The organism is Mesorhizobium sp. P2_A8 (assembly GCF_056404935.1).
This window is the reverse complement of sequence record NZ_JBFUDB010000002.1, coordinates 508,260-533,334: the sequence shown is the minus strand read 5'-3', so window position 1 is coordinate 533,334 and position 25,075 is coordinate 508,260. Positions and strand designations below refer to the sequence as shown.

The 25,075-nt window shown below is 60.4% G+C and carries 25 protein-coding genes; 15 read left to right on the top strand and 10 right to left on the bottom strand.

Going from position 1 to position 25,075, the window contains the following annotated elements; translation table 11 throughout:
• Positions 1-37: 37 nt before the first annotated feature.
• From AC1D10_RS09195 to AC1D10_RS09185, 3 genes are read right to left on the bottom strand one after another with little or no spacing between them, the layout of a single operon-like run.
• Entirely contained in the window at positions 38-994 is a 957-nt protein-coding gene (locus AC1D10_RS09195; protein ID WP_477270785.1) for a type II secretion system F family protein, read from the bottom strand.
• 12 nt (positions 995-1,006) lie between these two features.
• On the bottom strand, positions 1,007-1,978 hold the full coding sequence (locus tag AC1D10_RS09190) for a type II secretion system F family protein (RefSeq protein ID WP_477270783.1): 972 nt from the start codon (positions 1,976-1,978) through the stop codon (positions 1,007-1,009).
• Positions 1,978-3,351: a CpaF family protein gene (locus AC1D10_RS09185; protein ID WP_477270781.1), complete on the bottom strand. Its 1,374-nt coding sequence runs from the start codon at positions 3,349-3,351 to the stop codon at positions 1,978-1,980. The genes AC1D10_RS09190 and AC1D10_RS09185 overlap by 1 nt, the downstream gene beginning before the upstream one ends.
• Positions 3,352-4,018: 667 nt before the next feature.
• Here AC1D10_RS09185 and AC1D10_RS09180 point away from each other — a divergent pair.
• Positions 4,019-4,198: a Flp family type IVb pilin gene (locus AC1D10_RS09180; RefSeq protein WP_477270779.1), complete on the top strand. Its 180-nt coding sequence runs from the start codon at positions 4,019-4,021 to the stop codon at positions 4,196-4,198.
• A gap of 852 nt (positions 4,199-5,050) precedes the next feature.
• The gene (locus AC1D10_RS09175) at positions 5,051-5,230 is read left to right on the top strand and encodes a Flp family type IVb pilin (protein ID WP_379098369.1); all 180 of its coding nucleotides are present in this window, start codon (positions 5,051-5,053) and stop codon (positions 5,228-5,230) included.
• 333 nt (positions 5,231-5,563) lie between these two features.
• On the opposite strand, the gene AC1D10_RS09170 is transcribed toward AC1D10_RS09175, so the two are convergent.
• Positions 5,564-6,565 (bottom strand): phosphatase PAP2 family protein, encoded by a 1,002-nt coding sequence (locus AC1D10_RS09170; RefSeq protein ID WP_477270777.1) that lies wholly within the window; start codon positions 6,563-6,565, stop codon positions 5,564-5,566.
• A 594-nt stretch (positions 6,566-7,159) separates the two neighbouring features.
• Here AC1D10_RS09170 and AC1D10_RS09165 point away from each other — a divergent pair.
• The 10 genes from AC1D10_RS09165 to AC1D10_RS09120 all read left to right on the top strand — a co-directional run bounded on the left by AC1D10_RS09165 (position 7,160) and on the right by AC1D10_RS09120 (position 15,390).
• Positions 7,160-7,339: a Flp family type IVb pilin gene (locus tag AC1D10_RS09165; protein WP_379098363.1), complete on the top strand. Its 180-nt coding sequence runs from the start codon at positions 7,160-7,162 to the stop codon at positions 7,337-7,339.
• Between the two features lie 88 nt (positions 7,340-7,427).
• Positions 7,428-8,504 (top strand): Flp pilus assembly protein CpaB, encoded by a 1,077-nt coding sequence (cpaB, locus tag AC1D10_RS09160; protein ID WP_477270774.1) that lies wholly within the window; start codon positions 7,428-7,430, stop codon positions 8,502-8,504.
• 76 nt (positions 8,505-8,580) lie between these two features.
• Positions 8,581-10,026, top strand: a complete 1,446-nt coding sequence (locus AC1D10_RS09155) for a type II and III secretion system protein family protein (RefSeq protein WP_477270772.1) — start codon at positions 8,581-8,583, stop codon at positions 10,024-10,026.
• Positions 10,013-10,309 (top strand): hypothetical protein, encoded by a 297-nt coding sequence (locus AC1D10_RS09150; RefSeq protein ID WP_379098354.1) that lies wholly within the window; start codon positions 10,013-10,015, stop codon positions 10,307-10,309. The genes AC1D10_RS09155 and AC1D10_RS09150 overlap by 14 nt, the downstream gene beginning before the upstream one ends.
• A gap of 92 nt (positions 10,310-10,401) precedes the next feature.
• Entirely contained in the window at positions 10,402-11,898 is a 1,497-nt protein-coding gene (locus AC1D10_RS09145) for a TadE/TadG family type IV pilus assembly protein (protein ID WP_477270770.1), read from the top strand.
• A 5-nt stretch (positions 11,899-11,903) separates the two neighbouring features.
• Complete coding sequence (locus AC1D10_RS09140; RefSeq protein ID WP_477270768.1) at positions 11,904-12,431, top strand: TadE/TadG family type IV pilus assembly protein; 528 nt, start codon at positions 11,904-11,906, stop codon at positions 12,429-12,431.
• A 2-nt stretch (positions 12,432-12,433) separates the two neighbouring features.
• On the top strand, positions 12,434-13,072 hold the full coding sequence (locus AC1D10_RS09135) for a TadE/TadG family type IV pilus assembly protein (protein WP_477270766.1): 639 nt from the start codon (positions 12,434-12,436) through the stop codon (positions 13,070-13,072).
• Positions 13,069-14,232, top strand: coding sequence for a CpaE/TadZ family protein (locus tag AC1D10_RS09130; protein WP_477270764.1), 1,164 nt, complete (start codon positions 13,069-13,071; stop codon positions 14,230-14,232). The genes AC1D10_RS09135 and AC1D10_RS09130 overlap by 4 nt, the downstream gene beginning before the upstream one ends.
• Entirely contained in the window at positions 14,216-14,806 is a 591-nt protein-coding gene (locus AC1D10_RS09125; protein ID WP_477270762.1) for a L,D-transpeptidase, read from the top strand. Before AC1D10_RS09130 ends, AC1D10_RS09125 begins: the two co-directional genes overlap by 17 nt.
• On the top strand, positions 14,803-15,390 hold the full coding sequence (locus tag AC1D10_RS09120) for a hypothetical protein (RefSeq protein ID WP_477270760.1): 588 nt from the start codon (positions 14,803-14,805) through the stop codon (positions 15,388-15,390). Before AC1D10_RS09125 ends, AC1D10_RS09120 begins: the two co-directional genes overlap by 4 nt.
• A 57-nt stretch (positions 15,391-15,447) precedes the next feature.
• Here the strand turns inward: AC1D10_RS09120 and AC1D10_RS09115 are convergent, their stop codons facing one another.
• Positions 15,448-15,984, bottom strand: coding sequence for a hypothetical protein (locus AC1D10_RS09115; protein ID WP_477270758.1), 537 nt, complete (start codon positions 15,982-15,984; stop codon positions 15,448-15,450).
• Positions 15,985-16,389: 405 nt separating this feature from the next.
• On the opposite strand from AC1D10_RS09115, the gene AC1D10_RS09110 reads away from it, so the two are divergent.
• From AC1D10_RS09110 to AC1D10_RS09100, 3 genes are all read left to right on the top strand, one after another.
• On the top strand, positions 16,390-17,940 hold the full coding sequence (locus AC1D10_RS09110; protein WP_477270756.1) for a polysaccharide biosynthesis/export family protein: 1,551 nt from the start codon (positions 16,390-16,392) through the stop codon (positions 17,938-17,940).
• Entirely contained in the window at positions 17,940-18,866 is a 927-nt protein-coding gene (locus tag AC1D10_RS09105) for a hypothetical protein (protein WP_477270754.1), read from the top strand. Before AC1D10_RS09110 ends, AC1D10_RS09105 begins: the two co-directional genes overlap by 1 nt.
• Positions 18,867-19,068: 202 nt before the next feature.
• Entirely contained in the window at positions 19,069-19,302 is a 234-nt protein-coding gene (locus AC1D10_RS09100; protein WP_477270752.1) for an alpha/beta fold hydrolase, read from the top strand.
• A gap of 244 nt (positions 19,303-19,546) precedes the next feature.
• Here AC1D10_RS09100 and AC1D10_RS09095 read toward each other — a convergent pair whose 3' ends face one another.
• The 5 genes from AC1D10_RS09095 to AC1D10_RS09075 all read right to left on the bottom strand — a co-directional run bounded on the left by AC1D10_RS09095 (position 19,547) and on the right by AC1D10_RS09075 (position 25,075).
• Positions 19,547-20,278 carry an ABC transporter permease gene (locus AC1D10_RS09095; RefSeq protein ID WP_477270750.1) on the bottom strand — a complete coding sequence of 244 codons (732 nt, stop codon included), beginning with the start codon at positions 20,276-20,278 and terminating at the stop codon, positions 19,547-19,549.
• 4 nt (positions 20,279-20,282) lie between these two features.
• Positions 20,283-20,990: an ABC transporter permease gene (locus AC1D10_RS09090; protein WP_477270748.1), complete on the bottom strand. Its 708-nt coding sequence runs from the start codon at positions 20,988-20,990 to the stop codon at positions 20,283-20,285.
• 162 nt (positions 20,991-21,152) lie between these two features.
• Positions 21,153-21,950 carry a transporter substrate-binding domain-containing protein gene (locus tag AC1D10_RS09085; protein WP_379098308.1) on the bottom strand — a complete coding sequence of 266 codons (798 nt, stop codon included), beginning with the start codon at positions 21,948-21,950 and terminating at the stop codon, positions 21,153-21,155.
• 76 nt (positions 21,951-22,026) lie between these two features.
• On the bottom strand, positions 22,027-24,042 hold the full coding sequence (locus tag AC1D10_RS09080) for a DUF2817 domain-containing protein (RefSeq protein ID WP_477270971.1): 2,016 nt from the start codon (positions 24,040-24,042) through the stop codon (positions 22,027-22,029).
• Positions 24,043-24,064: 22 nt separating this feature from the next.
• The gene (locus tag AC1D10_RS09075; RefSeq protein ID WP_477270969.1) at positions 24,065-25,075 is read right to left on the bottom strand and encodes an FAD-binding oxidoreductase; all 1,011 of its coding nucleotides are present in this window, start codon (positions 25,073-25,075) and stop codon (positions 24,065-24,067) included.

Genomic DNA, 25,075 nt, shown 5'->3' with positions numbered 1-25,075 from the left:
CTCCGACTCTAGTTTTAGAACCAAAGCATATATGGAACTAGAAGAAAACGCCTTTCATTCGGATGACAACTGGTAGCATGACAATCATCATCACGACAGGAAAGATGCAAAGACCGAGCGGAATCATCATCTTGACCGGAAGAGCGTTGGCGATCTCCTCCGCGCGCAGGATTCGCTGACTGCGCATTTCCTCGCTGTAAACCCGCAAGGCGTCTGTCAGGCTGGTTCCGAGTTCCTCCGATTGCCGGAACAGCACGGCCAGGGATCTCGCCTCTTCGAGGCCGATTCGGTCCGCCAGTTCGCGCAGAGCTTCCCGCAACGGCTTGCCGGCGCGCAACTGCAAATTCATGATCGACAGCTGAATACCAAGCCATTTGTGGGTGGCGGCAAGTTCTGTCCCGACGCGCTCGACCGCCGCCTCGAGGCTCATGCCGGCATCGGCGCAGGTGATCATCATGTCCATGAAATCGGGAAAGCCACGGCGATAGACCTGCTTTTGTGCACTCTCGAACCGATCGAGAGCGATGCTTGGGACCACTATGCAGGCAAGCCCGAACACGGCAGCGATGACAAAGGCGATGACTACCGGCACCTGAGACGGCAGTATGCGCGACAGGATCGCAAACGTCACAGCGAAGCCTATCAAGACTGCACCTAGGCGCGACAAAGTGTAAACCGCCGGCGCGCTTGATTGATAGAAGCCGGCGCGGAAAAGCTTGGCATCCAGGGCGCTGGGTTCGTCCCGTTCCTTTTCGATCGACCGAAAATATGCGTCGACCGGGCGCTGCGCCGAAATCTTGGCCAAATGGTCCTGGCCCATCAGTGAGCGACGGCTGGCAATACCCTCGGCCTTCAGGCTTTGCGCGACCAGCTTCCGTGTCTGCATGGCCGGCAAAATTATCAATGCGCCGAACAGGAAAAGCGCCATCGCCGCCATGAAAACGGCGAACGAGATGAGCATCCCCGAATTCTGAAGGCTTGCAAAAACGGTCATGGCGCGCCCTCCTCAGAAATCGAAATTGACCATTCGAAACATGATGAAATCGCCCAAAAGCGCCAATAGTCCAAATATCACGAATACCGGCGTTATCAGCGGGCTACCCCAAATATCTCCATAATAGCTGGGGGCAACTATAAAAAGTATTCCAAACATAACCAAGGGAAATAGAGATATTATCCATGCCGATGCTCGGCCCTCGGCGGAAAGCGCCTTGATCTTCAGCCTCAATTTCTGCCGCTCGCGGAGCGAAGATGAAAGATTCGATAGCATCTCGGTCAGGTTGCCGCCGGTTTTGGCCTGAATGGAGAGTGAGATGGTAAGGAGATGGAGGCCTTCGAAGCCGACGCGTTGCGAGAGTTTGCGCACGGCCTGTTCGAGGCTGAGGCCAAAGGTGATTTCGTCGGAGACGATGCCGAATTCGGTACCGAGCGGGTCGGGCATCTCACGTGCCACAAGCCCGATTGCCACCGATGTCGGATGACCGGCGCGCAACGAACGCACGATCATGTCGAGTGCGTTGGGAAGTTGGGCGGCAAATTTCTGGATTCGCTTGTTGCGTGCACGGCGCAAGACGAGAAGCGGCAGGATAAGGCCGACGACGAAAAAGGCAATGATCCCGGCCACAGTCGAAAAGCCCAGAACCAGCGGCAACACCAGGGCCGACACCAGACCGGCCAGCAGGAATACCGCTGCAAAGGCCAGCGGGTTGCCGGTTATGCCGGATTGCGTGTAAAGCCGGTTGAGCGCGACTGCACCGAAGATGTAGTCGCCACTCGCCGTCAGGCCACGTTCCTGCAACAGGCCCTGCAACGTCTGTTCGGCCGGGGCCTCCTCTTGCAACCGCTTGATACGCCGGTTGACGGTAGTGATGCGCGCGCGCCGCCCTGAAAATGACACGTAGAACGATTCCGCGGCGAGAATGACCGAGGCCGCTGCCAGCACGTAGATGAAGTAGAGTAAGGTCTGTCCGGTCGGCATCAAAGCGGAACCTGAGGATTGAAGGCATCCTTGGCGAACTGATGGCCAAGCGTCGCCGCCTCCTGGGCAAAGCGCGGTCGAACGCCGGTGGCACGAAAGTCACCGATAATGGAGCCGTCGGCGCCGACGTCGCGGCGCACGAAATGGTAGATTTCCTGAAGCTGGATAACATTGCCTTCCATGCCGGTGATTTCCGATATGGATGTTACGCGCCTGCCGCCATCCGAAAGACGCTGCGTCTGCACGACAATATCGATGGCCGAGGCAATCTGCGCCCGGATGGAATCGTTGCTCATCGGCATGCCGGCCATGCCGACCATCTGCTCCAGCCGCGAGATCGCGTCGCGTGGCGTGTTGGCATGGATGGTGGTCATCGACCCCTCGTGGCCCGTGTTCATCGCCTGCAGCATGTCGAAGGCTTCCTCGCCGCGCACCTCGCCCACAATGATGCGATCGGGCCGCATGCGCAACGCGTTCTTCAGCAACTCGCGCTGGCGCACCTCGCCCTTGCCCTCGACATTGGGCGGACGCGTCTCCAGCCTGCCGACATGCGGCTGTTGCAGCTGCAGTTCGGCCGCATCCTCGATGGTGATCAGTCGCTCTCTCGAGGGGATGTAACTTGACAGCGCGTTGAGCAAGGTCGTCTTGCCGCTGCCGGTGCCACCCGAAACCAGGATCGACTTGCGCGATTGCACGGCGATGCGCAGGAGATCGACCATCGGCGGGCGGATGGAATTGAACGCCATCAGGCGCTCGAGCGAATAGGGATTCTTTGAGAATTTGCGGATCGACACCAGGGGCCCATCCACGGAGATCGGCCGCACCGCGATATTGACGCGCGAGCCGTCGGCCAGCCGCGCATCGACCATCGGCGCCGATTCATCCACGCGCCGCCCAATTGCCGAGACGATCTTGTTGATGATACGCAGCAGATGCGCCTCGTCGCGAAAGCGTATCCCGGTCTCCTCGATCACACCATATCGCTCGATGAAGACGCGCTTGTGGGTGTTGATCAGGATGTCTGCGATGGAATCGTCCTTGAGCAACGGCTCGATCGGCCCCAGGCCGAGCATCTCGTCGGCGGTGTCGCTGGTCAGCTGGTCGAGTTCGCGGGCATTCAGAGGCACGTTGCGGGCACGAACGAACTCACGCACGATCGGACGGATCTCGTTCAGGATCTCGTCCTTCGACGCTGTATCAAGCGCCGCGAGGTTGAACCGGTCGATCAGATGTCGATGGAGTTCCACTTTCAAGGCCAGGAATTCATCGCCATGTGGCGCAAGATCGGGGATTGCTGGCGATGGCGTCACAACGGGCAGCGGCGCAGCTTGCGCCAGCGGCTCGGCAGCCCCCTTGATGAAACGGCCTAACATTTTGTGCTGCCCCCGAATTCTGGTGCCCTGAGACTATTTCTTGACCGCGAGCTGCGCGCACCGCCGGCCTGGCCCATCTGGGTCACTCCGCATGCAGGATCCTGAAACGGTCTCGCGACCCGCTCCCCACTCCCTGCCTGCCCCGTTTCCGATCGCCTCGACACAACGATTAGCCCCCGCTAAATTCGTAAGGCATAAACTAACCATTAACCACGGGAGGGGGCAAGCGTCTGGCGACGGACCGCAAGTCAATACTTGCAACATAGTTAAGGCCTCTGCCCCGAAGCCCGTGGCGCCCTCCCCCCCAGTCTCAAGGGACCTTACAGACCGCAACAGGTGGTGCGGAGCCATGAACAAGGCGTAACCCCTTCGATATAAAGGAATATGCGCTACACCTAATGCAGTAGCGGCATACCCCCAGCTGCGACGGATTTATGAACGAATGGTTAAGAGCTCTTGAATAACTAGTTGAATCAAGGTCTTTGCCCAAATCTAATTCGGCTTGTGATGCGACAGATCAGGTATTCAACCGTTAACGAACCCTTAATCGCATTTGACTCTGCTTTTTCGTGAGACCTAGGATTGAGATGACGGGGGATGCTTGGGCATGGGGTTACATCCTTGGCTCGTCTCGTCGGGTTCAAACCTCCAAAAGGGCGAAATTGACATGAAGAAGCTCATGACGATGACCCGGCAGTTCCGCGACGACGAAAACGGCGCTGCCATGGTCGAATACTCGATCCTGATCGGTCTGATCAGCGCCGCGGCAATTGCGGCGATTGTTCTGGTCGGTGGCTATGTGACCAATTCTTGGGCCGTGCTGACCAACGTGCTCAATCTGGGCTAACGGCAATTTGGGCTCAGGCTTGGTCCCGGCTCGGCCCGGGGCCCAGCATCTCGTCGGCGGTTGCCGGCGGTCAATTGGTCGAGTTCGCGAGCATTCAGCGGCACGCGTTGCGGCCACGAACGAACTCACGCACGATCGGGCAGATCTTTCAAGATCTCGTTCTTCGACGCTGTTCAAGCGCGGCGAGGTTAACAACCGATCAATCAGATGTCGCTGGAAATCCGCGTTCAAGGCCGGGATTTCATTGCCAATTGCTGGCAGCGGCGCAGGTTACGTCAGCGGCTCGGCTGGCCCCTTGATGAAACGGTCTAGCATTCCCGAATTCCCGTGCCCTGAGACTACTTTGAACTCGAGGTGCGGGCGCCGCCGACCAGGCGCATCTGGGTTACATCGCATACGCCATCCTCAAGCGGTCTCGCTAACCGCCCCCTCAATACTTTCAACATAGTTAAGCAGGCTCCGCCGAAATATCGTTTTATTTTGCGCGAAGCGACCTTCCACCCCACCTCACGGAACATTACAGACCGTAACAGGCGGTACAGCGCCCATGAGCAAGGCGTAACCTCTTAGATATAAAGGAATATGCGGTACACCTAATGTATGAGCGGCTGCGACGGAATTGTGAACGAATGGTTAAAAACGCTCAAAAAATTAGCCGAATCAAGGTCTTGCTAAACTTAGAATCGACTTGTGATGCGATAGATCAGGTATTCAAACGTTAACGAACCCTTAATCCCATTTGACTTCGCTTTTTCGTGGGACCTAGGATTGAGATGACGGGGGATGCTTGGGTATGGGGTTCATTCCTAGCTCTGTCTCGTCGGGTTAAACCTCCAAGAGGGAGAAATTGACATGAAGAAGCTCATGACGATGACCCGGCAGTTCCGCGACGACGAAACCGGCGCTGCCATGGTCGAATACTCGATCCTGATCGGTCTGATCAGCGCCGCGGCAATTGCGGCGATTGTTCTGGTCGGTGGTTATGTGTCCACGTCCTGGAACACACTGACCAACGCGCTCAATCTGGGCTAACGGCAATTTGGGCTTGGCCCCGGCTCGATCGGCCCCGGGGCCCAGCATCTCCGTTGGCGGTGCCGCTGGTCAATTGGTCGAGTTTCGCGAGCATTCAGCGGCACGCGTCGTGGCCACGAACGAACTCATACATCATCGGCCGGATCTCTTGTCCTTCGACGCTGTTTCAAGCGCCGGATTCCCATCGACATCTGATTGATCGGTTTAACCTCGCGCACGAGGATTGCTGGCAATGGCGTCACAACGTGCGGCGGCGCAGGTTGCGCCAGAGGGCTCGGCTGGCCCCTTGAACAAACGGCCTGGCATCTAGTGGCCCCGTCCCTTGTCCTGAAATTATCTGTTGATTGCACGGGTGCCGCCAATCCAGCGGACCGTTTGAATTGCCGCAACGGCGACCAAGACCCCGGCGAGAACGTCGACCAGATAGTGGCTGCCTTCGGCTGGCGTGGCCAATATGAGCAGCGCGTTGAGCAGATACACCGGCACTGCAACGAAGCGGATGCCCCGCACCGAGTAGGCGAATATCACGGCCAACGCGGCGTGGAAGGACGGGAAGGTCACAAGACCCTCCGGATGTTCGATCAGGAACGGTTTCAGCGTTCTCAGCGCATGCAATTGCTCCAGGTGACGGGTCGAGGCACCAGCACCAAACGAGCTCAAAAGATCAGGTGAAGGATGGTAGAAATCAAAAGCCCCAGCTGCCGGCACCACCAACATGATCAGGCAAGTCAGACAACCGGCCAGCTCGAATTGGGCAATCATTTCCGCCACCCGGTCCGGGCGGGCGATCAAGGCCAACATGGCCGGCAGTAACGGGAGCTGAAAACTCAGGCTGAAATAGGCCTTCGAAAGTATGGATGCAATCAAGTAATGGCTGTCGAGCCATCCAACGTAAGCTGTCCAATTGAACCCAAGGGCGGCGTCGCCGGATGCCAAATACATGTCCATCAAGGGCTGGGTCGTTGCGGTCGCCATATAAGAGAACAACAAAAGCCACGTCGAAAAGAAAAGGATGGAACTCAGGGCGACGACAAGCACTTGAATGCGGCGTGCGAAATCTCTCCAAACCTCACGATGCCGAAACGGTGCTTTGCGAAGCCGCCACCGTATCGCTTCAAGTAAGGCCAAAAGGAAGACGCTGGGCAAAAGGATCGCCGCGTCGCCGAGGTTCCCATTCGAGTCTACTGTTGAGAATGGCAGCCAGAACAAAGTTGCGGCCATGAGTGCAAGGAGCGCCACGCCACTGAAAATGACGAGTCGCCGATTTCGCAAATCTGTCGCCGGATTGGATCCCCACCATTGCGCGGATCTGGCGCGCGGCAAATCGGCAGGCATTTCGCATCCAGGATGCGATCCGTGCATCACCACCTGCTCCCCACCCATTGCCCTGTTGGCCCACCCGGCTGCCGACTATGCGTAGCCATCGCTAAGTTTGCGATGCATAAACTAACCATTAACCACGGGAGGGGGCAAGCGCCTGGCGGCGGACTCCGAGCCAGTACTTACAACATAGTTAAGGCTGTTCTCCGGAAAATATCGTTTTTATTTTGCCTGAAGCGCTCTCCCACCCGATCTCACGGAACCTTACAAACCGCAACAGATGGTGCGGTGCCGTGAACAAGGCGTAACCCCTTAGATATAAAGGAATATGCGATACACCTAATGTATGAGCGGCGTACCCCCAACTGGGATCGAATTGTGAACGAATGGTTAAGAGCGCTTGAAAAATTAGTCGAATCAAGCTCTTGCTTAAATCTAAATCGGCTTATAGCGCGATAGATCAGGTATTCAAACGTTAACGAACCCTTAATCCCATTTGACTTCGCTTTTTCGTGGGACCTAGGATTGAGATGACGGGGGATGCTTGGGTATGGGGTTCATTCCTAGCTCTGTCTCGTCGGGTTCAAACCTCCAAAGGGAGAAATTGACATGAAGAAGCTCATGACGATGACCCGGCAGTTCCGCGACGACGAAAACGGCGCTGCCATGGTCGAATACTCGATCCTGATCGGTCTGATCAGCGCCGCGGCAATTGCGGCGATTGTTCTGGTCGGTGGCTATGTGACCAATTCTTGGGGCAAGCTCACCACCGCTCTCAATCTGGGCTAACGACAATTTGGGCCCGGGCTTTGTACCGGGCCCAAAGCTCTACAAGGGGCGACGAGTGTTTGCCTGGGGAATCTAAGGGGCTAGGGCCATGCGCGCAAATACAGTTATCATGATTGTTCTCGCCGGCGTGTTCGGCGTTCTTGCGGTCGTGCTCGCCAACTTCTGGCTGGCAAATCAACGCAGCGCGATGGCGCAAACAGGTAATGTCCCCCACGATACAGTCGTCGTGGCTGCGGAGGCACTGAAGTTCGGTGACATTCTGACCGCCGACAAATTGCGCGAAGTCGAGTGGCCGTCGGGTGCGGTTCCGGCCGGCGCTTTCAAGACCACACAAGAACTTCTCACCAAAGACCTTCCGGCCGGCGGAGGCAACAAGCAGGCGCTGCAGGCGATCGGCGTCAACGAGCCCGTCCTCGCCAGCAAGATCACCGGCCCCGGCCAGCGCGCCACGCTTTCGGCAGTGCTCGGCGAAGGCATGAAGGCAGTTTCCATCCGCGTCAACGACGTGCTTGGCGTTGCAGGCTTTGTCTACCCAGGCGACCGGGTCGATGTGTTGCTGACGCGCACGGTGCACGCCAATGACGGCCCGGACCAGAGTTTTGTCGACGTGCTGCTGCAGAGCATGAAGGTGCTCGCCGTCGACCAGGTTGCGGATGAAAGCAAGGACAGCCCAACAGTCGTCAAATCGGTGACGCTCGAGGTCAGCACCAAGGACGCGCAGAAGCTCACCTTGGCCGCCGGCGCCGGCCAGTTGTCCCTGGCGCTTCGCCAGGCAGCTGCCAGCAAAGGCGAGACGACCGAGCGCGTGACTCTATCCGATCTGACCGGGGAGATGCCGGCTGACGTCGCCAAAAGGCAAGCCGACCTCGCCAAACAGGCTGCAGCCGACGCTGCCGCCGCAGCCGATCGCCAGCTTGCGGAGGACGCGCGCAAGCGTGCCGACGACAAGATTGCAGGATTGGCACAGGCAGTCGACCGAGTCGGAAACAAGCTCGACGATCTGAGCAAGATCAAGCCGGCTCCGGCCGTGGCAACGACCCCGGAAGTGCGGGAAGTTGTTAAGGAAGTAGTCAAATATGTCACACCCGAGCCGCCGTCGCGTGCTAGCGTGGGCGTTTTCCGGGGCGTGAAGCTTGAGACATATGACGTACCACGACAACCATGATAAGGTGCAGTGAGTAAAGTGGCTGCCACCGGCGAATAAAGTGGGGCTGCCACCGGCAGCGAGTGGGGAGTTGGGGATGCAGGGGTCTTGGTTAAGGATGGCGGCGGCCGCCTTGTCGTGTCTGGCAGCGCTCGCGCTTTCGAGCCTGGCGGCCGATGCCGCAGACCGTTTCATCGACGTGTCGAACCCCAGCGTCCATAAGGTCTTCCTGCCGATGTCGCAATCGGTAACGATCCAGGTGAATGCCAATCTGGGCGACATCGTCGTCGGCGACGAGAAAATCGCCGATGCCCAGCCGATGACCGACCGCACGCTCTATGTCATCGGCAAGGGCGCCGGCACCACCACGGTCAATCTGTTTTCCACGGACAAGCGTTCGCTCGGCGTCATCCAGATCGAGGTCGGCGTCGACGTCAGCGACATGGCGCAGGCGATCCGCCAGGTCGCGCCAACGTCGCGCATCGAAGTCGGCTCGGTCAACGGCAGGGTCAGGCTCGGCGGTCATGTCAAGGACGGCGCCACGCTGGCGGCGATCATGGCGGTTGCTCAGCAATATGGTCCCGACGCCATCATCAATTCCGTCATCGTCGACGACAGCCAGCAGGTCAATCTGGAAGTGCGCGTGCTTGAGGCCAAGCGCAATGCGGGCCGCGATCTCGGCGTGTCGATCAGAAGCACGAACGGCAGTGGCACGACTAAAGTCGGAACGGGCATTGCCGCCGTGGACGAAGACAAGGTGGTGCTCGGACCGGGCGCTCTGCTCAGCAACCTGCTGTCCAACTCCACTCCCTTCGGGGCACTGCTCACGCGCGTGATCGACAGCAACATCAAAGTCGACTTGTACATTGAAGCGCTCGAGGCCAAGGGCGTGGTGCGCACGCTCGCCAACCCCAACCTCACCACGCTTTCCGGCGAGGAAGCCAGCTTCAATGCCGGCGGCGAAGTCCCTATCCGCTCCCTCGACAAGGACGGCCAGATCAACATCGTCTACAAGCAATTCGGCGTCAATCTGCGGTTCACGCCGGTCGTACTCGACGACGGCAAGATCCACATGAGGCTGGCGCCGGAGGTCAGCGACCTGACCGGCTTCACCACCGCCGGCGATCCGATCTTCACCAACCGCAAGCTGGAAACCGTCGTCGAGTTGCGCGACGGCCAGAGCTTTGCCGTCGGCGGGCTTCTGTCGAGCAAGACCACCAAGCTCCAGAACCAGGTGCCGTGGCTCGGCCAGGTGCCGGTTATCGGGACGCTGTTTCGCAATTCGAGCAACCAGAAGGAAGAAACCGAACTGGTGGTCATCGTCACGCCGCACCTCGTGCGGCCGGTGAAACCCGGCGAGCAGCTGGCGACGCCATTCGACAAGACGCGGCCGGCCAACGACCCGGAGTTCTTCGTGCTGGGCCAGCTCGAGGTGAACAAGGACATGATCCGAAAATATGAAACGGGTGACGGCGTGACGGGCCCCTATGGCCACATGCTCGACTTCAAATCGAAGGACAAGATGCTCTATGTCAAGAAATAGCGCCTTGATCCTCGTGCTGGGCACCGGTCTGCTGACAGGCTGCGCCGCGGACTATCTGAACAACTACGATACGGTCACTTTGGCCGCCGGCGACACGCAGAGATATAATTCGCTGCTGCAGACGGTCGACCCGTTCAATCCGGCCTCCAAAAACACCAGGATCGAAGGCGACGGCACACGCGCCGCCGCTGTTGCAAACCTCTACAAATTTCCGCCGCCGCCGCCGCCGCCGCCAGCGATCACGGTCAATGTCGGCGGGGCGGGTGTGACGACGAACCAGTGAAGTGAGACGCCGTGAACTGAACAGAAGGATGCGGTTTTAGTGCGCCAGGCCATACGAGGGACCCTGGCGTCAGGGGAGCAAAGAGTAAGGCCATGCTGCGGACCATTCGCGCGTTCTGGCACGATCAGAGGGGAATAGCGCTGATCCTCGTCAGCGTCACGCTGCCGGCGATCATCGGTTTTTCGCTGCTGGCGATCGACATGAGCCGGGTCAACAACCTACACAACGATTTACAGAAGGCGGCGGATGCCTTTGCGTTGGCTGGGGCGGCGGAACTTGACGGCTTGCCCGGCTCATGGGTTAGAGCCGAGCGCGCCATGGCAAACCTGGTTATCAACGAGGCCACCTTCTCGACCGTTGGCCTTACTGGCCGGTTCAATTTGGCTTCCGGGCCACCAGTCGGCACCGCACGATGCAACAGCGCCGGCAACATTTCGTGGTGTTTCCTCAAGACGCTTCCGAGTGATAACCAGCCGATCACCAGCGCAAACTATGCCGATGCAATTCAAACGGTTGGCGAAGACGAGACCCGATTCATTGAAGTGAAGGTGACACCGACTGGTTTCGCCGCGATTTTCCCCGCTTCATTTCTGACGGGCAACTCGGCAAGCAACGCCTTCAACGTTGCCGCCGCGTCGGTCGCCGGTTTCACGTCGGGCGTTTGCGATTACACGCCCGTTTTCATGTGCAACCCGTATGAAAATACAGCCCTCACAGGGGGCGTCACACTGGAACAGGCGGCGCAAACCAGGCAATACCGTCGCCGCCAGATCAAGCTGCGCGGAGACGGGGCTTACGCTCCCGGCAACTTCGCTTTCCTGGCTTCGCCGTTTGGCAATGGCGCACAGCAGCTTGAAAAGATGCTCGCTGACTCCAAGCCGCAGAATTGCTATTCGCGCGACGGTGTCGACACTGAGCCCGGACAGAATTCCGGTCCGGTGAAAGATGGCATCAACTCGCGCTTCGGCATCGATTCGTCATCGTTTTCGGACGGACCTGCGGTCAATGTGCGCAAGGGTGCCATAAACTGGGATCAATTTGTCAAGGACAACAAGGTCAACTACCAAACAGATCCGACCAAAGGCATCGGGCTTGAACGCGACTCGTGCCAGATATCAGGCACATGCACCATGATGGGCGGTCGCATGGGCGCCGGCGACTGGAACTTCGCGCGCTACTGGGCTGCCAATCATCCGCTACGTTCCGTGCCCTCGGCTCTATCCGGCACCGGCGCCGATCTCCCGACGCGGTATGAGGTCTATCGCTATGAGATCGACAACAACATGGTTTCGGACGCCTCCGTCGGCGGCGAACAAGGCACGCCGCCGAGTGGAGCCCTCACGCCGATCGCAAACCCGGATCGCCGGTTGCTTTACGGTGCAGTCCTGGACTGCAATGCGATTCAGGCTGGGGGCCTGAGTTTCAATGGCCGCGTAAATGTTCCGGCCAGGAGATTTGCCAGTTTCTTCATCACGGAGCCCATCATCGACGGCAAAGACATCATGGTGGAACTCGTCGACATCACAGGCAAGGGCGGCAGTGGCACGCTCGACAACTTCCTGCGCGACGAACCGCAGCTCTACCGGTGACCGCGATGTTCAAGATGCTGTCCCGATATCTCAGTCGATTTCGCCACGACCAACGCGGCGCGGTGATTGTCGAGATGACCCTGATCACGCCGCTGATGCTGTTCCTGTCGGCCGGGGTGTTCGAGTTCGGCAATCTGATCCATGACAAACTGCTGATGGAGGCAGGGCTTACGGACGGCGCGCGCTATGCCGCGCGCTGCAACACCAAGTTGTATACAGACGCGGGGCTGACGATCGACTGTGCGGCCGTCGCCAAAAATATTGCGGTGTACGGCAAGCCGACGGTGACACTGGCGGACAGCCCGCGCGTCAGCGGCTGGACGACGTCGGATGTCACGGTGACCTTGAACAACTCCTGCCAGGACGCCGTGTCGTCGACTGGCGTTACCGAATATCGCTCCACCACGGCACAAGTCTGCGCCGTCCGCGCGGCCGGCACCTACGCATACACCGGGGTCGGAATGCTGTCGATCATCGGCATCGGGCCACTCACGCTTCATGGCTCCCACGACGAGCGGTTGATCCGGTTCTGACCATGATCCAGCGTTTTGCAAAATCGGAAGACGGCGCGGCGATGGTGGAAATGACCATCGTCTCGTCGCTGCTGTTTGCGCTTGTCCTCGGCTTCGTCGATTTCGGTTACGCGTTCTATCAATGGAATGAGGCGACCAAGGCCGTGCAGATCGGCGCCCGCTTGGCGTCGATCTCCGATCCGGTTGTCAGCAACCTGACGGCCTCCGCCCCCATCGCAACACCGGGTGCCCCCATCGCGGCTGGCGCCTACGGTCCGTTTGTCTGCAAGTACACCGGAGCCACCGGTGCATGCAGCAATGGCGGCACATTCGATGCTGTCGCCTTCAGCCGTATCTTCCGCGGCGACACCGCAAACACCGCCAATGACGTCTGTCCGGCGCTGGCTGCCAACCAGCGGCCCGGCATGTGTCACTTCTTCGCGGGACTGCACCGCGACAACGTCGTCGTCACCTACTCGGCCACCGGCCTCGGCTACCAGACCCGTCTGGGCGGACCGGTGCCGACGATCACCGTCAACCTGCAGAACCTGACCTTCCAGTTCTTCTTTCTGAAAGGACTTATGGGTTTTAATGACATCTCCATGCCCTCCATGCTGAGCACGGTCACGGGCGAAGATCTGAAGAGCGCAGCGCCAACATGAACGCCATCAACACCAAGGTTACGCCGACCAAGCGAAAGCAAGTGGCGTTATTTTCGTCGGATCCGAACTTCAAGCGCGACGTGGCGACACGGCTCGATGCGCTGGCGATCTACGATGTCCGGATTTCGGAGACGGGCGACTTTCTCAAGGGTCCGCCCGCGGAATCGCGCCCGGGGATCGTCATCCTCGATCTCGGCAATGGCGAGTTGCTCGGCAGGCCCGGCATCGTCGAGGCGCGCGCCCTGTGGGCGACCGTGCCGCTGATCGCCGTTTCCGGAGAGCTGACCTCGGAACAGACGCGCGTGCTGGTGCGCATGAACGCCTCGGACTGGCTGCACAAGCCGCTCGACGGCAAGGAGCTGCTCAACGCGGTGACCTTCCACGACACCGGCAACCAGGGAACGAAAAGCCGGATCATCACCTTCATCGGCGCCAGCGGTGGCGCCGGCGCCACGACGCTCGCGCTGTCGGCGGCCGAATTCCTGGCCTCGAAATCGACGGAGCGCGCGGCGTCCACCTGCCTGGTCGATCTCGATTTCCAGAGCGCCAATTGCGGCGCCTACCTCAACCTGTTCAACCAGTTCGACCTTGCCGGCATCATCGGCCAGCCGGAACGGCTCGATGTCGAGCTGATGGATGTCATCAAGCTGTCGCGCCCGTCCGGCCTCACCCTCTACGCGTTCGAGAGGCCGCAACTGCCATTCGAGCCGCACGGCAGCGATTTCGTCTTCCGGCTTCTGGACCTCGTCGCCTACCGCTTCGACGACATCGTCATCGACCTGCCCAATCTCGAAACGCCCTGGCACAATTCCGTGCTGTCGACGAGCGACGAGATCTTCATCGTCTTCGAACTCAATGTCGCTTCGCTGCGGCAAGGCAAGCGGCTCTACAGGAAGATCCGCGAGCTGCGCGGCAATGCGGTCAGCATCACGCTCGTCGCCAACAAGCACAAGCGCAAATGGTTCGGGAACCATTTCTCGCGCAGCGAGCTCGAGAAGATCTTCAAGGCGCCGCATATCAAGTCGGTCGCACTGGACAACGCCCTTCTGACCGACGCGCTGAACAGGGCCATCACGCCTTCCGAAGTGGATGGGCGGGCGCGCTTCAACAAGGATCTCAGTCGGATGTTCAAAGAGCGGCTCGATGAAGCTGCCCGATAGACATCGGTTCGCGACGAGGCTGGCCGGCGCCTGCGTGCTCGGCATGGCGCTGGCGCTGTCCTTCCAGGACTTCGCCGGCGCGCGATCGGCGCTTTCGGATCGTCCGCCGCTGCCGGCGATGGGGCCCAGCCTGCGCAAGACGGTTGCCTTCGCAACCACCGAGCAGCCCGGAACGATCATCATCCGCAAGAACGAGAAGGCGCTTTACCTGGTGACCCGCCAGGGGCAGGCGCTCCGCTACCAGATCAGCGTCGGACGCGACGGGTTTGGCTGGACGGGCGTCGTCAAGGTGGGAGCCAAGACCGAATGGCCGGAGTGGCGCCCGCCGCGGGAAATGCGCGCCCGCCAGCCGGAGCTGCCGAAAATGGTGCCCGCCGGCCCCTACAACCCTCTCGGTGCAAGGGCGCTCTATTTGCTGCGTGACGGTCGCGACACGCTCTACCGGATACACGGCACCAACGATCCGTCTGGTGTCGGTTTTGACGGGACATCGGGATGTTTTCGGCTTACCAACACCGATGTGATCGATCTTTTCAAGCGCGTCGCGGTCGGCGCAAAGGTGGTTGTTCAATGACGACGATCAGCGAACCGGAGATGCCGACGATCATTGCCGAGCAGCTGGAACCGCCACTGCTCGACCGGACCACCAGCCGCTCCCGGCTGGCCATCGCGGTCGGCGTCGGACTGACGCTGTTTGCCGTCCTCAATGCCACGGCCGCCGTCTATCTCTTCCGGGGGATCTCCGACCTGCGCGTCGTCGAGTCGCGGCTCGAGGAACTCGGAGCGTTCGAGCAACGGATCTCAGCACGGCTCGACACGGTCAACAACGGCTTCCAGAGCCGGTTCGAGAAACTGGACCGCCAACTGCAAGGCAGCTTCAACGAGATCAATAGCAACGTTGCCCAACTGGCACTGACGAGGCCGATCGCCGGCGGCGAGGCCACGCCGGGTGCGGTGGAGCCGCCGGAGATGACCACCAGCACGCTGGCGGAAGCGCCCGAAGCTCTCGAAGGCGAAAGCGCGAGCGAACCCGGTGTCATCGAAGCGCCGCGTGCGCCCAGGAAAAGGGCCGCACCGGCAGCGCCCCCTCCCCCAAGCTCCAACTACCAGCGCATCCAGCAGGCTGACGGCAAGGTCACTTACCGCAGGATCAATTAGACCTTGTAGGGCATAGACTTGGCGGGGACGCAGGCGGCGAATGCTGCCTGGAATGGTTTAGATATCCCGCTGCAGGGCCAGGATGCGGACGGTCCGGGCTTCGGACCGCGCCCGCGCTTCGGCGAGGAAGGCGACGTGGCAGTATGCACACGCCGCGGTGCCCAGAAGCAGCACCAGGCTGCTCTTCAAGGTGAAATCAACCGTCAGCGAGAACGGAAGACCGCTGGGCGACGTGAACGCGGCGATCGTGCTCGCCGTTTCCGAGTTGCCGCCGACCGCGATCATCAGCCCGGCGAAAATCAAGGCGACGTGGTTGGCGAGGAAGAAGAAAGCCGACTTTCTGGTGTGGCACGCCATCCAGCAGGCGATCGCTGCGGCAGCAAGGACGGCGGCGTCGACAGTCATCGATTCACCCAGATTGAAATCGATCTGCTGCCAAAGCATCGTCGACCAAGGGCGCAGTTCAAGCCATATCCACCATGCGGTGGGGCTGGCTGGATAGGTTCCCAGCAAGACGGTCGCCATGCGCTCCGCTGCCAGGATCGCAAGAATGAGAAACGGGAAGGCAAAAAGCAGAAGCGGCTTGCGTTTCATGTTCCCCTCGACAATCTGCCAGTCAAGATAGACTGCATAGATTGCTCAAGGCTTAACGGCCCTCGCCGCCACTGGCAGTAAAGCCGATCGTTGTCGTCGCAATGAGCGAAGTCTTTGCGGCCCGGACAACGGCCCCACCGAGACCTGTGACTCGATGTGACAGGCAAATCCGGATCCGATTATGGACTTTCCCGAGAACTGATATGGAAGGTCGAATCGCAGAGCATTTGGCTGTCGAACCTGGTACGGACGCGTCCGCTTACTCAATTGGGCGATGCAACTACGCTCTATTTGGTACTCATCACTGCTGATCGATCTTGCTAGGCTCACGCCGTGAGCTTTGTGCTGCGCGTGGTCCGTGAGCCTTTGTGCTGCGCGTGGTCAGTGAGTCATGGAGGTCCAGCGATGGATCATGTCCACAGGTCCAAGCCGGATTGCCACAGCCCTGCATTCCACGGCGGTAACCGGCAATTCTCAACCACGGCAGCCTCGTTTCATGACACCCGCAAGAGGTCGCGCGGCGCCACGATAAGCCTCATCCCGTTCTGCCTCATCCTGTTATTTGGTGCCCCAGCAAGGGGTCAATCGGAGACTGACGACAGGCTCGTCCCCCAAGACACTGTCGAGCTGAAGGTCTCGGGGTGGGATGCCTTGCGCGGCGGTGTTACGGAGGGCGTGGAGCTCAACGGTGCTTTTACGATCGGTACAGCCGGGGCGCTGGACCTTCCGGTCGTTGGGCACGTTCCGGCTGCGGGTCTGCGTGAGAGTGAATTGGCAAAGCTGATCACCGATCGCCTGCAGGCCAGAAGTGGCTTCGACGTGCGTCCCGTCACGATCGTCCAACGCAGGCAATCGGCAGCGTCTTCGGGCGACGCCAAGGTCGAGGGACACCCGCTCGGGGCGCCACCAGACGTGAACGGTTCTCGCACATTGGTGGCGGCTGCCGCGACCGGGCTAGAACGGGAACGATCCAAGACGGATGCGTCACCGGATGAACTATCGGCCGTTCGCAAGGAGCTTGAGGCGGCTCGCCAGCAGGCGTCTGCAGATCGTCAGTCCGCAGACAAGGTGGAGCAAGTTCTCCGCAGCGAGCTGGAAGCGGCGCGAGAACAACTTGATACGATGCGGCGCGTCACAGCCGACGCAGGCGTGCGGGCGCGTGCGATTGCAGACGCGACGGCTCTTCAAGGGCAAGCCCTTGACGAGCAGAAGCAAAGAGCCGAACGGCTCGCGCGGGATCTGGCGACGGTGCAGCGCGAAGTCGAAACCTTGCAGGCCAAAGCCGCTGTCGCCATCCACGAAAAGGCCGAAGCACTCGGAGCGCACCAGGCCGCGGAGGCATCCCTGTCTGGAGCGAGGCGCGCGCTTGACGAGGAGCGGCAGAAGGTTGAGCGCTTCGAACGCGATCTTGCCGCGGCGCACCAATCTCTCGATGTCCTGGAGGCAAGCGGAAAACTGGCCGCGGCTGCACAAGTGGCCAGCATTCAGGGCCGCCAGGTTGCCGAGGCCGCTGCAAAGCGAGCCAGCGAAGACCTCGCATTGGAACGCGGGAGAGCAGATGCTCTCGAGCGCGATCTCGATGTCGCTCGCCAGGATCGCGACGCGGCAAAAGACGAAGTCGCCCGGCTCTCTGCTGCCTTGGAGCAACAGCGCGAAAGGGCCGTTGTCCTGGCCCGCGACCTCGCTGCGGCGCAAAACGAAACCGACATCCTGAAAGCTCGCGATGCGCCTCGCGATCAGCGCATCGAGCCCGCTCCCAAAGCACCCGCCGCTGATCGCGCAGGCCCTCATACCAGTGCACTCACAGGGAAACGGGCCCGCGAGCCCGAACGGCGTGAAATCCGCAAAGTGGTGGTCCGCAAGTCACCGCCACCTGTTCGGCTGACGACGATTAGTCTTCCCGCCGCGTTGCTCCCGACGAGGGCGCCATTGCGCCCAGCACAAGGAATATGGTGATGCGCAAGTTTCTGGCTGCCGCATTGGCGATCGCAGTTGCGACCGGGCCTGCTTCGGCTCTTGATGCAGGCCTTGGAGGCAAAGTCGGTGGTATCGGGGTCGGCGCCGGCCTGGGCGTTGGCTCGGGCGGCGCCTCCGTTGGCGTTGGTGCGAGCGTCGGCGGAATCGGGGGAGCAACCGTTGGAGGATCGGTCGGCACGAGCGGGGGATCGGCGAGCCTTGGCGGCAACGTCGGTGGCGTCGGGGTCGGCGCCGGTCTGGGCGCCGGCTCGAACGGCGCCTCCGTCGGTGTAGGCGCGAGCGTCGACGGAATCGGGGGAGCAACCGTTGGAGGGTCGGTCGGCACGAGCGAGGGATCGCTTGGCGCCAACGTGGGAGCCGGCACCAGCCTCGGCGGCGTAAGCGGCGGCGTTTCGGCGCCCGCTGCGGGAGACCAATCAGCCGGTGCTGGCGCAGCTCCGCCCGGCACGGTAAGTGGTCGAGCGGACGCTGCGTTGGGGGGCGCCACAGGGCCAGCGAGTGTCGGTGCCGGCAAGAAGGCGGCTGCTATAGTCGTGGCCAGGGGCGTGCGACACGCAATCGCCCTACCACGCAGCCTCTGGCCTTCCAAAGGTGGTCGCGACACGTTCGGGTCGAGCACCACAGCCTATCCCATGCGACGGCTTCCGGTGCCGTCAAAGGTACCTGGCACTCCGCCTGCCGTGGTTCGCGTCTGCCGTCAGGCGATCATGGCGGCTGCGAAGCCCCTTGGCGCCGTGCGTGTGCACGCAGCCAGCGCTGGTGCCCTGCGCCGGCATCGTCGCGGCGCCCTCACCGCACCGATTGAGGTGCGGATAGACTATGCAAGACAAGGCGGCATCGAGGTAAGGCAGGCGCGGGTCGGATGTCGCCTCGACGCGGCGGGCTGGGTCGTCGCGGTGATATAGGTTTGATGAATCTGGCGGGTGTCCAACGTCTCACTGGCAGCCACCTCACCTGCGCCGGCGGGCAGGATGTCGCGGCCGATCGCGCAGTATCGGCCACCAGCTCTCCGGCTGCGAGCGCCTGATCAGGCTCGGCCGGGACGCCGCGCGTGCCCTACAAGGCGACCCGCCGTCACTACCCTGCGATCTACGCCAGGCCGGCGCGATGCATTCCGCATTCGCCCAGTTCCTTGCGATCGACCAGAAGGACGTGGCCGACAACCTCAAGCCGATGGAGACGAAGCTGACGATGCCTGTGCTCCGCATCGGCGCCGAGAAGGTCTTCGGCGCCAACGTGGCGGTGCAGATGCGCGACGCAGCGACGAACGTGCAGGAAGTCACCGTGCGGAACGCCGGCCACTGGCTGATGGAGCGCCTGCGGCGACGATCGCCGCGGTGAAGGGCTTCCTCGCAGCGTAGTGAGTCCGGCGGCCGCTCCTTCGCCCAAGCCACCTCGATGCCCGTGGATCGCAGGAGCGAATGCAGAGCCATCAGCGGACCGTGGCATCAGTGATAGGGATCTCAAGCCGTGCGAGGCAGCCCGCCCGCGTGACGCTGGCAACAGGGAAGTTAGAACGGCAGAACCACTGAAGTTGGTAACCTAGCTTGAAACTGCCGGATCCGCCGGTGTCCAACGCCAAAAGTTACAAAACGGCCGCAGAACCCTCCGGGCGCGGTGCGCTCAATCCTTGGCGAGATTGCGTCTCATGCCGCATGAGAAAACGCTCTGACAAGCGAATGATCGCAATCAACAACAGATTGATGACCAGATAGAGTATTCCGGCAATGGCGAAAATCTCGAAGATTGCGAAGGTCTGACTCATGAGCCGCTTCGCATAACCAGTGATTTCGAGCACAGTAATCGTGGATGCCAAGCTTGTGCCTTTGACGACAAGAATAAGCTCATTTCCATAAGCTGGCAGCGCTTGGCGGATCGCAAGTGGGAACTCGATGCGACGGAAACGCAGCATACGCGACATGCCGCAGGCCTGGGCCGCCTCGACAAGACCTACCGGGACGGACATCAATCCTCCGCGCAGAATCTCGGACGTATATGCGGCGGTGTTGAGCGCAAGTGCCAGTACAGCGCAGCGCGAACCATCGCTGATGATCCACCATAAGAGAGCATTATCCCTGATCAGGGAGACTTCCCCAAGCCCATAGTAGAACAGGAAAATCTGCACCAGCAGCGGCGTTCCGCGAAAGATATTGCTGTAATATTTGGCGAAGCCTGACAGGAAGCGATTCGCAGATAACCTCATCAGGGCCAATCCCAGACCAAGATTGAAGCCTATCAGAACCGAAATCAGTGTTAGCGCGGCCGTAACCCATAGGCCTTTGAGCAGAACTGGAACCGCGAGCTGGATGAGGTCCATCGTGTTACTTTCTTGTCCGGAGCCTGAGCACGCGTTCGATCCCGTCGAACCCGGCTTGGCTTACAAGCGCGACGACAAGGTAGACGACGGCCGCGATCAGATAAAAGATGAACGGATGGCGGGTGGAGTTTGCACCTACGTATGAAATACGCATCAACTCCTGAAGGCCAACCACCGAGACCAAGGCCGTATCTTTGATGGTGGTCTGCCAGACGTTGTTTATACCGGGAACTGCGATGCGCAGCATCTGCGGCGCGATAATTCGGCGAAAGATACGGCTACCTGGCAGCCCGAGAGCGCGCGCAGCCTCGATGTGCCCGTTGGGAATCGCTCCCAATGCCCCACGCACGACCTCGGTCGAATATGCGCCAGAGATAGCGCCGATGGCGATCACTGCGATGACGAAGGCGTAGCCGCTCTCCGCTACCCCTGCGTAGCCGAAAGCGGTGACGACCTTCGTCACGAATTCAACCGAACTGAAAAACAGCAGGTAAATAATGAGCAGTTCAGGAACGCCGCGCACCACCGATGTGTAACCGTCGACTAGAACTGAAAGGGGAAATATTCTGGCCCACTTGATGAGACCGCATACGATGCCGATCATCAGCCCGGCCGCCATACTGACCACGCCTACGGCAATCGTTATCGCAGCACCTCGCAAGATGGCGGTCACCCAACCAGCTTCCCAAACCTGCCAGAGACCGAATTCCATCTGAGTTGCCCTAGTCTGCCGCGCTAAAGAGACAAATTTGGATGTGAACCGCGCTGGCCGAGATTGTCAGCCCCGAGGCCGGCGCCATCAGACGAGCGGTAAGCCCGGCTTTCGCATGCGCCTGGCTTGGCCAGGCGCACGCGGTGTCGTTTTTGAACGCTGTTATTTGCAGGGCCGGGAAATGTCCGATTTGAACCATTTCTGGCTGGCCTTGCCGATCGAGCCGTCAGCGATCAGCTCGCAAAGTGCCTTGTCGATATTGGCCTTGAGCTCGGTGTTCTCCTGCGCGATGCCAACGCCTATTCCCTCGCCAAGCGTGGGATCGAACGTGCTCTGGATCTTGACGCCGACCAGTTGGAAGTTTTTGCCATCCGGTTTGTCCAGGAAGTCCTGCAGCGCGGATTGATCAGCAAAAGCAGTGTCGATACGACCACTCGCAAGGTCGATCTGCATTTGGTCGAGCGTATCGTATGTTTTCAGGTCGGCATTCGGCGCACGCTTCTCAAGAAAATGGGCGTGTGTCGTGCCGGCCTGCACGCCGACCTTCTTGCCATCGAGCGATTTCAGCAGTGTGTCGACGTCGGTAACGCCCGCAAGATCTGAGCCCTTTGCTGCGATGAACATGTTAGCCAGTTCGGCGTACCCGACGCTGAAGTTGATTTCCTTTTTTCGATCGGCGGTGATCGACATGCCCGAGATGATGACATCGAACCGCTTGGCTTTGAGCGCGGGGATGAGTCCGTCGAAAGCCTGCACGACGAAATGGCACTTCACACCAAGCTTGGTGCAGAGCAAGGCACCAACATCCGCGTCAAAACCGGTGACGTTGCCGTTGGCGTCGGACATGCTCCATGGAGGATAGGCACCCTCCGTGCCGATGGACAGTTCACCTTCAGCGGCAACGGCGCTTGCCATGCCACCCACAAGAAATGCGAGCAGCGTCAAGATTTTCAGTCTCATAGTCAGTTCCCCTTGTTGTTGGTCTTCATTGTTGTTGTCCGGTGCGAACCGAACGCTTCGAGGACGCGGCTTCTACTCACAGTGTCCGTGCCAGGAATTGACGCAGACGCTCCGAGCGCGGGCTGCCGAACAGCTCCGCGGGTGCGCCCTCTTCCTCCACCTTTCCCTGGTGGAGAAACAGAACCTTGTGGGAGACCTCGCGCGCGAACTGCATCTCGTGCGTCACGAGGATCATGGTGTTGCCTTCCTCCGCCAGTTGACGGATCACCCTCAGAACCTCGCCGACCAGCTCGGGATCGAGCGCCGATGTCGGTTCATCGAAGAGAATGACTTTGGGACGCATCGCAAGCGTGCGGGCGATCGCGGCACGCTGCTGCTGCCCGCCTGATAACTGGCCGGGATAGTGGGCGTGCTTGTCGGCAAGCCCGACCTTCTTCAGCAAGGCGTGCGCGTGTTCGACGGCCTTTTCGCGAGGCTCCTTCAACACATGCCGGGGCGCCTCGACAATGTTCTCCACCACCGTCATGTGCGGCCAAAGATTGAAGTTCTGGAAAACCATGCCGACGCGGGCACGAATTCGCTCGACCTGAGCCATATCGGCCGGTCCAAGACGGCCGTTCGCCAACGGCTTCATCTTGATGACCTCGCCATCGATGGCGACCTTGCCGCCATCGGGCTGTTCCAGAAGATTGATGCAACGCAGGAACGTGCTCTTGCCGGAGCCGGACGAGCCGATCATTGAAATCACTTCGCCGGCATGGGCGGTGAGATTGACGCCCTTCAACACTAGAAGGGAACCGAAGCTCTTGTGCAGCTCGTCGATCTGCACGGCAGGCGTCGTGATCTTGCCGTCGTCCGCTGGAACCGAATCGGTCACCGCGGCGAGAGCAGTTGGCGGCGTTTGTCCGTGATGGCGGCTGTTGTCCTTCGCGATCTCGACGGCCTGCAGATCGGTCAACGCGCGGTCGAAGTAGCGCAGGCTGCTGGACAAGCAGGTCCGCTGCCAATCCGGATCGTCCGGGATGAAGGCGGCGCGCAGCGTTTCACGGATCCGCTTGCCCAGCGGCGAATCGATCTTGCCGAAAAGATGCAGCCAGTTGTCTGCTTGCACCGCCTCCATGACGGCAGGTCCGTCCAGCGTGCCGCATTCAACGACAAGCGGCAGCACGCGCGCGTTCGGTATCGCCTTTCGGACGGCATCGGAGACATAGCCGGTCGCCGTGGCGGCGATGCCGGTGCCTGTCTTGGCACTTGGACCTGTCAAGACTGTCGCAAGCGCTGGGCCGAAGATGGATTTGCCCCAGGCAAGGCCGGGGTGCTCGGTGCTGGCGACCGAAAGCAGAGCCGGATAACCGTAGGGTCCGGCACCCGTATGCAGGTCGAAGACGATGGCCTGGCGCGCATCCCCCGCAAAGGTCGTCAGGATTTCGTTCAACGTGCGGCTCGACCAGACAGGACCACCGCCGCCATAGAACATCCCATCGGCGAATTCATACTGACCGGCCTCGACGATCGCCGCCAGCCCGGCGTGCCCGAGTTTTTTCCTCGCCACAGCGAGTTTCTCGTCAGCACTTATGCGATCCGGCCCTTCCCATTCACGGCAAGTGAGGGCGTCGTGAAGACCGGCATAGCCATTGTTGACCGGCGCGGGTCCCGACCAATCTATGAAGTTGCGGTTGAGGTCGACATTGTCTTCGTTGACGCGTCTCGACCACGCTGTTCCCCAAGGATTGATGAGATGGATCGCAAGGATCGCGGTGTCCTCGGGCAAGCGCCAGGGGCTGTTCTGGTTCAGCCAGGCCGTCTGGCAGGTCGAACCGAATGGTCCCTCGACACCATGCGTGCCGGAAATCAGCACGAACAGTTTCGTCGCGTCGCGGTGTCCAAGCAGCGCAACATCGGTAGCCAGGTCCTCGCCATCTGGGCCGTTAAGCGGATGAAGGTATTCAAACAGTTCCGCGCCCGCCCGCTGGGCCGCCGCGCGAAATCCCTGGCGCAAGGTGGCGAAACCTGCAGCATAGTGTGACACCTGCTCATCATGACGCGCTGTCGAGCCCGCGGGGCGATTGGCAGCTCCGGTCGATCCGTTCATTCCCAGTCGTTCGGCGGCGGGGCTAATCATGGGTGAGATCGTTCTCGTTTTGAGGTGGCAATCGACGCGCTTCGTTGGAAACGAACGGCTCAGCAGACCTGACAAACCAGGCGTCGCAAGGCAGAACTTTGTCGGGATTCATAATCGACTGATCGTCCAGCACTCGTTTCACCCGCTCCATCACGGCGAGCTTTGTCGGGTCAGCCGTCGCCAGGAGGGAATGGATGCGCTTCGACCCAACCCCGTGCTCGGCGGAAAATGACCCGCCAATCTCCCGGATGCGGTGGTAAAGAACGCCCTCGACCGCATCCGCGATCTGGCGAGGAAGCGGACCTCGGCGGTTGAGCACGATATGCAGGTTCCCATCTGCAAGATGCCCGAAGACGTACGGAGCCAGGTCAGATTCGATCGCCGCAAGCCCGGCCAGGATCCTTTCGAGATAGGCTGGAATTTCCGACAATGGGACGGACACGTCGAAGGAAGGTGCGCCGGGATGGGTGCGGTAGACCACGCTGCTGTCCTCACGCAGCCGCCAGAGATCGTTCTCTTGTCGCCGTGAGCCGGCAATGATGCCTGTCGCCTCCGGAAAACACTCCATCGTTTCTGAGAATATCCGCTCGAAATCCTCTCGCAGCGCGTCCTCTCGCGCTCCGCCCAGCGACAGCAGCAGGTATAGCGGCTGGTCGAGCGCAACGCCGGGTTCGGACCACTCATGGGCGGCGGCGGCCCGGCTGAAATATGAGTTCCACATTGCTTCGGCCGCGCGCAAATGCCCGACATCTGATTCAAGAGCCATACGAATGGTCTGGAGAGCCGCCTCGACCGAAGGCAGCCCGAACAGCACGGTGGCGGTGGCGCGCGGCAACGGGTCGAGCTTGACGACCACGCGGGTGACGATACCGAGCGTTCCTTCGGCGCCGATGAAGAGATGCTTCAGATCGTAGCCGGCGGAATTCTTCACGACCCGCGTAAGATCAGAGTAGACGGACCCATCGGCAAGCACTGCCTCGAGCCCAAGGACGCGATGGCGCAT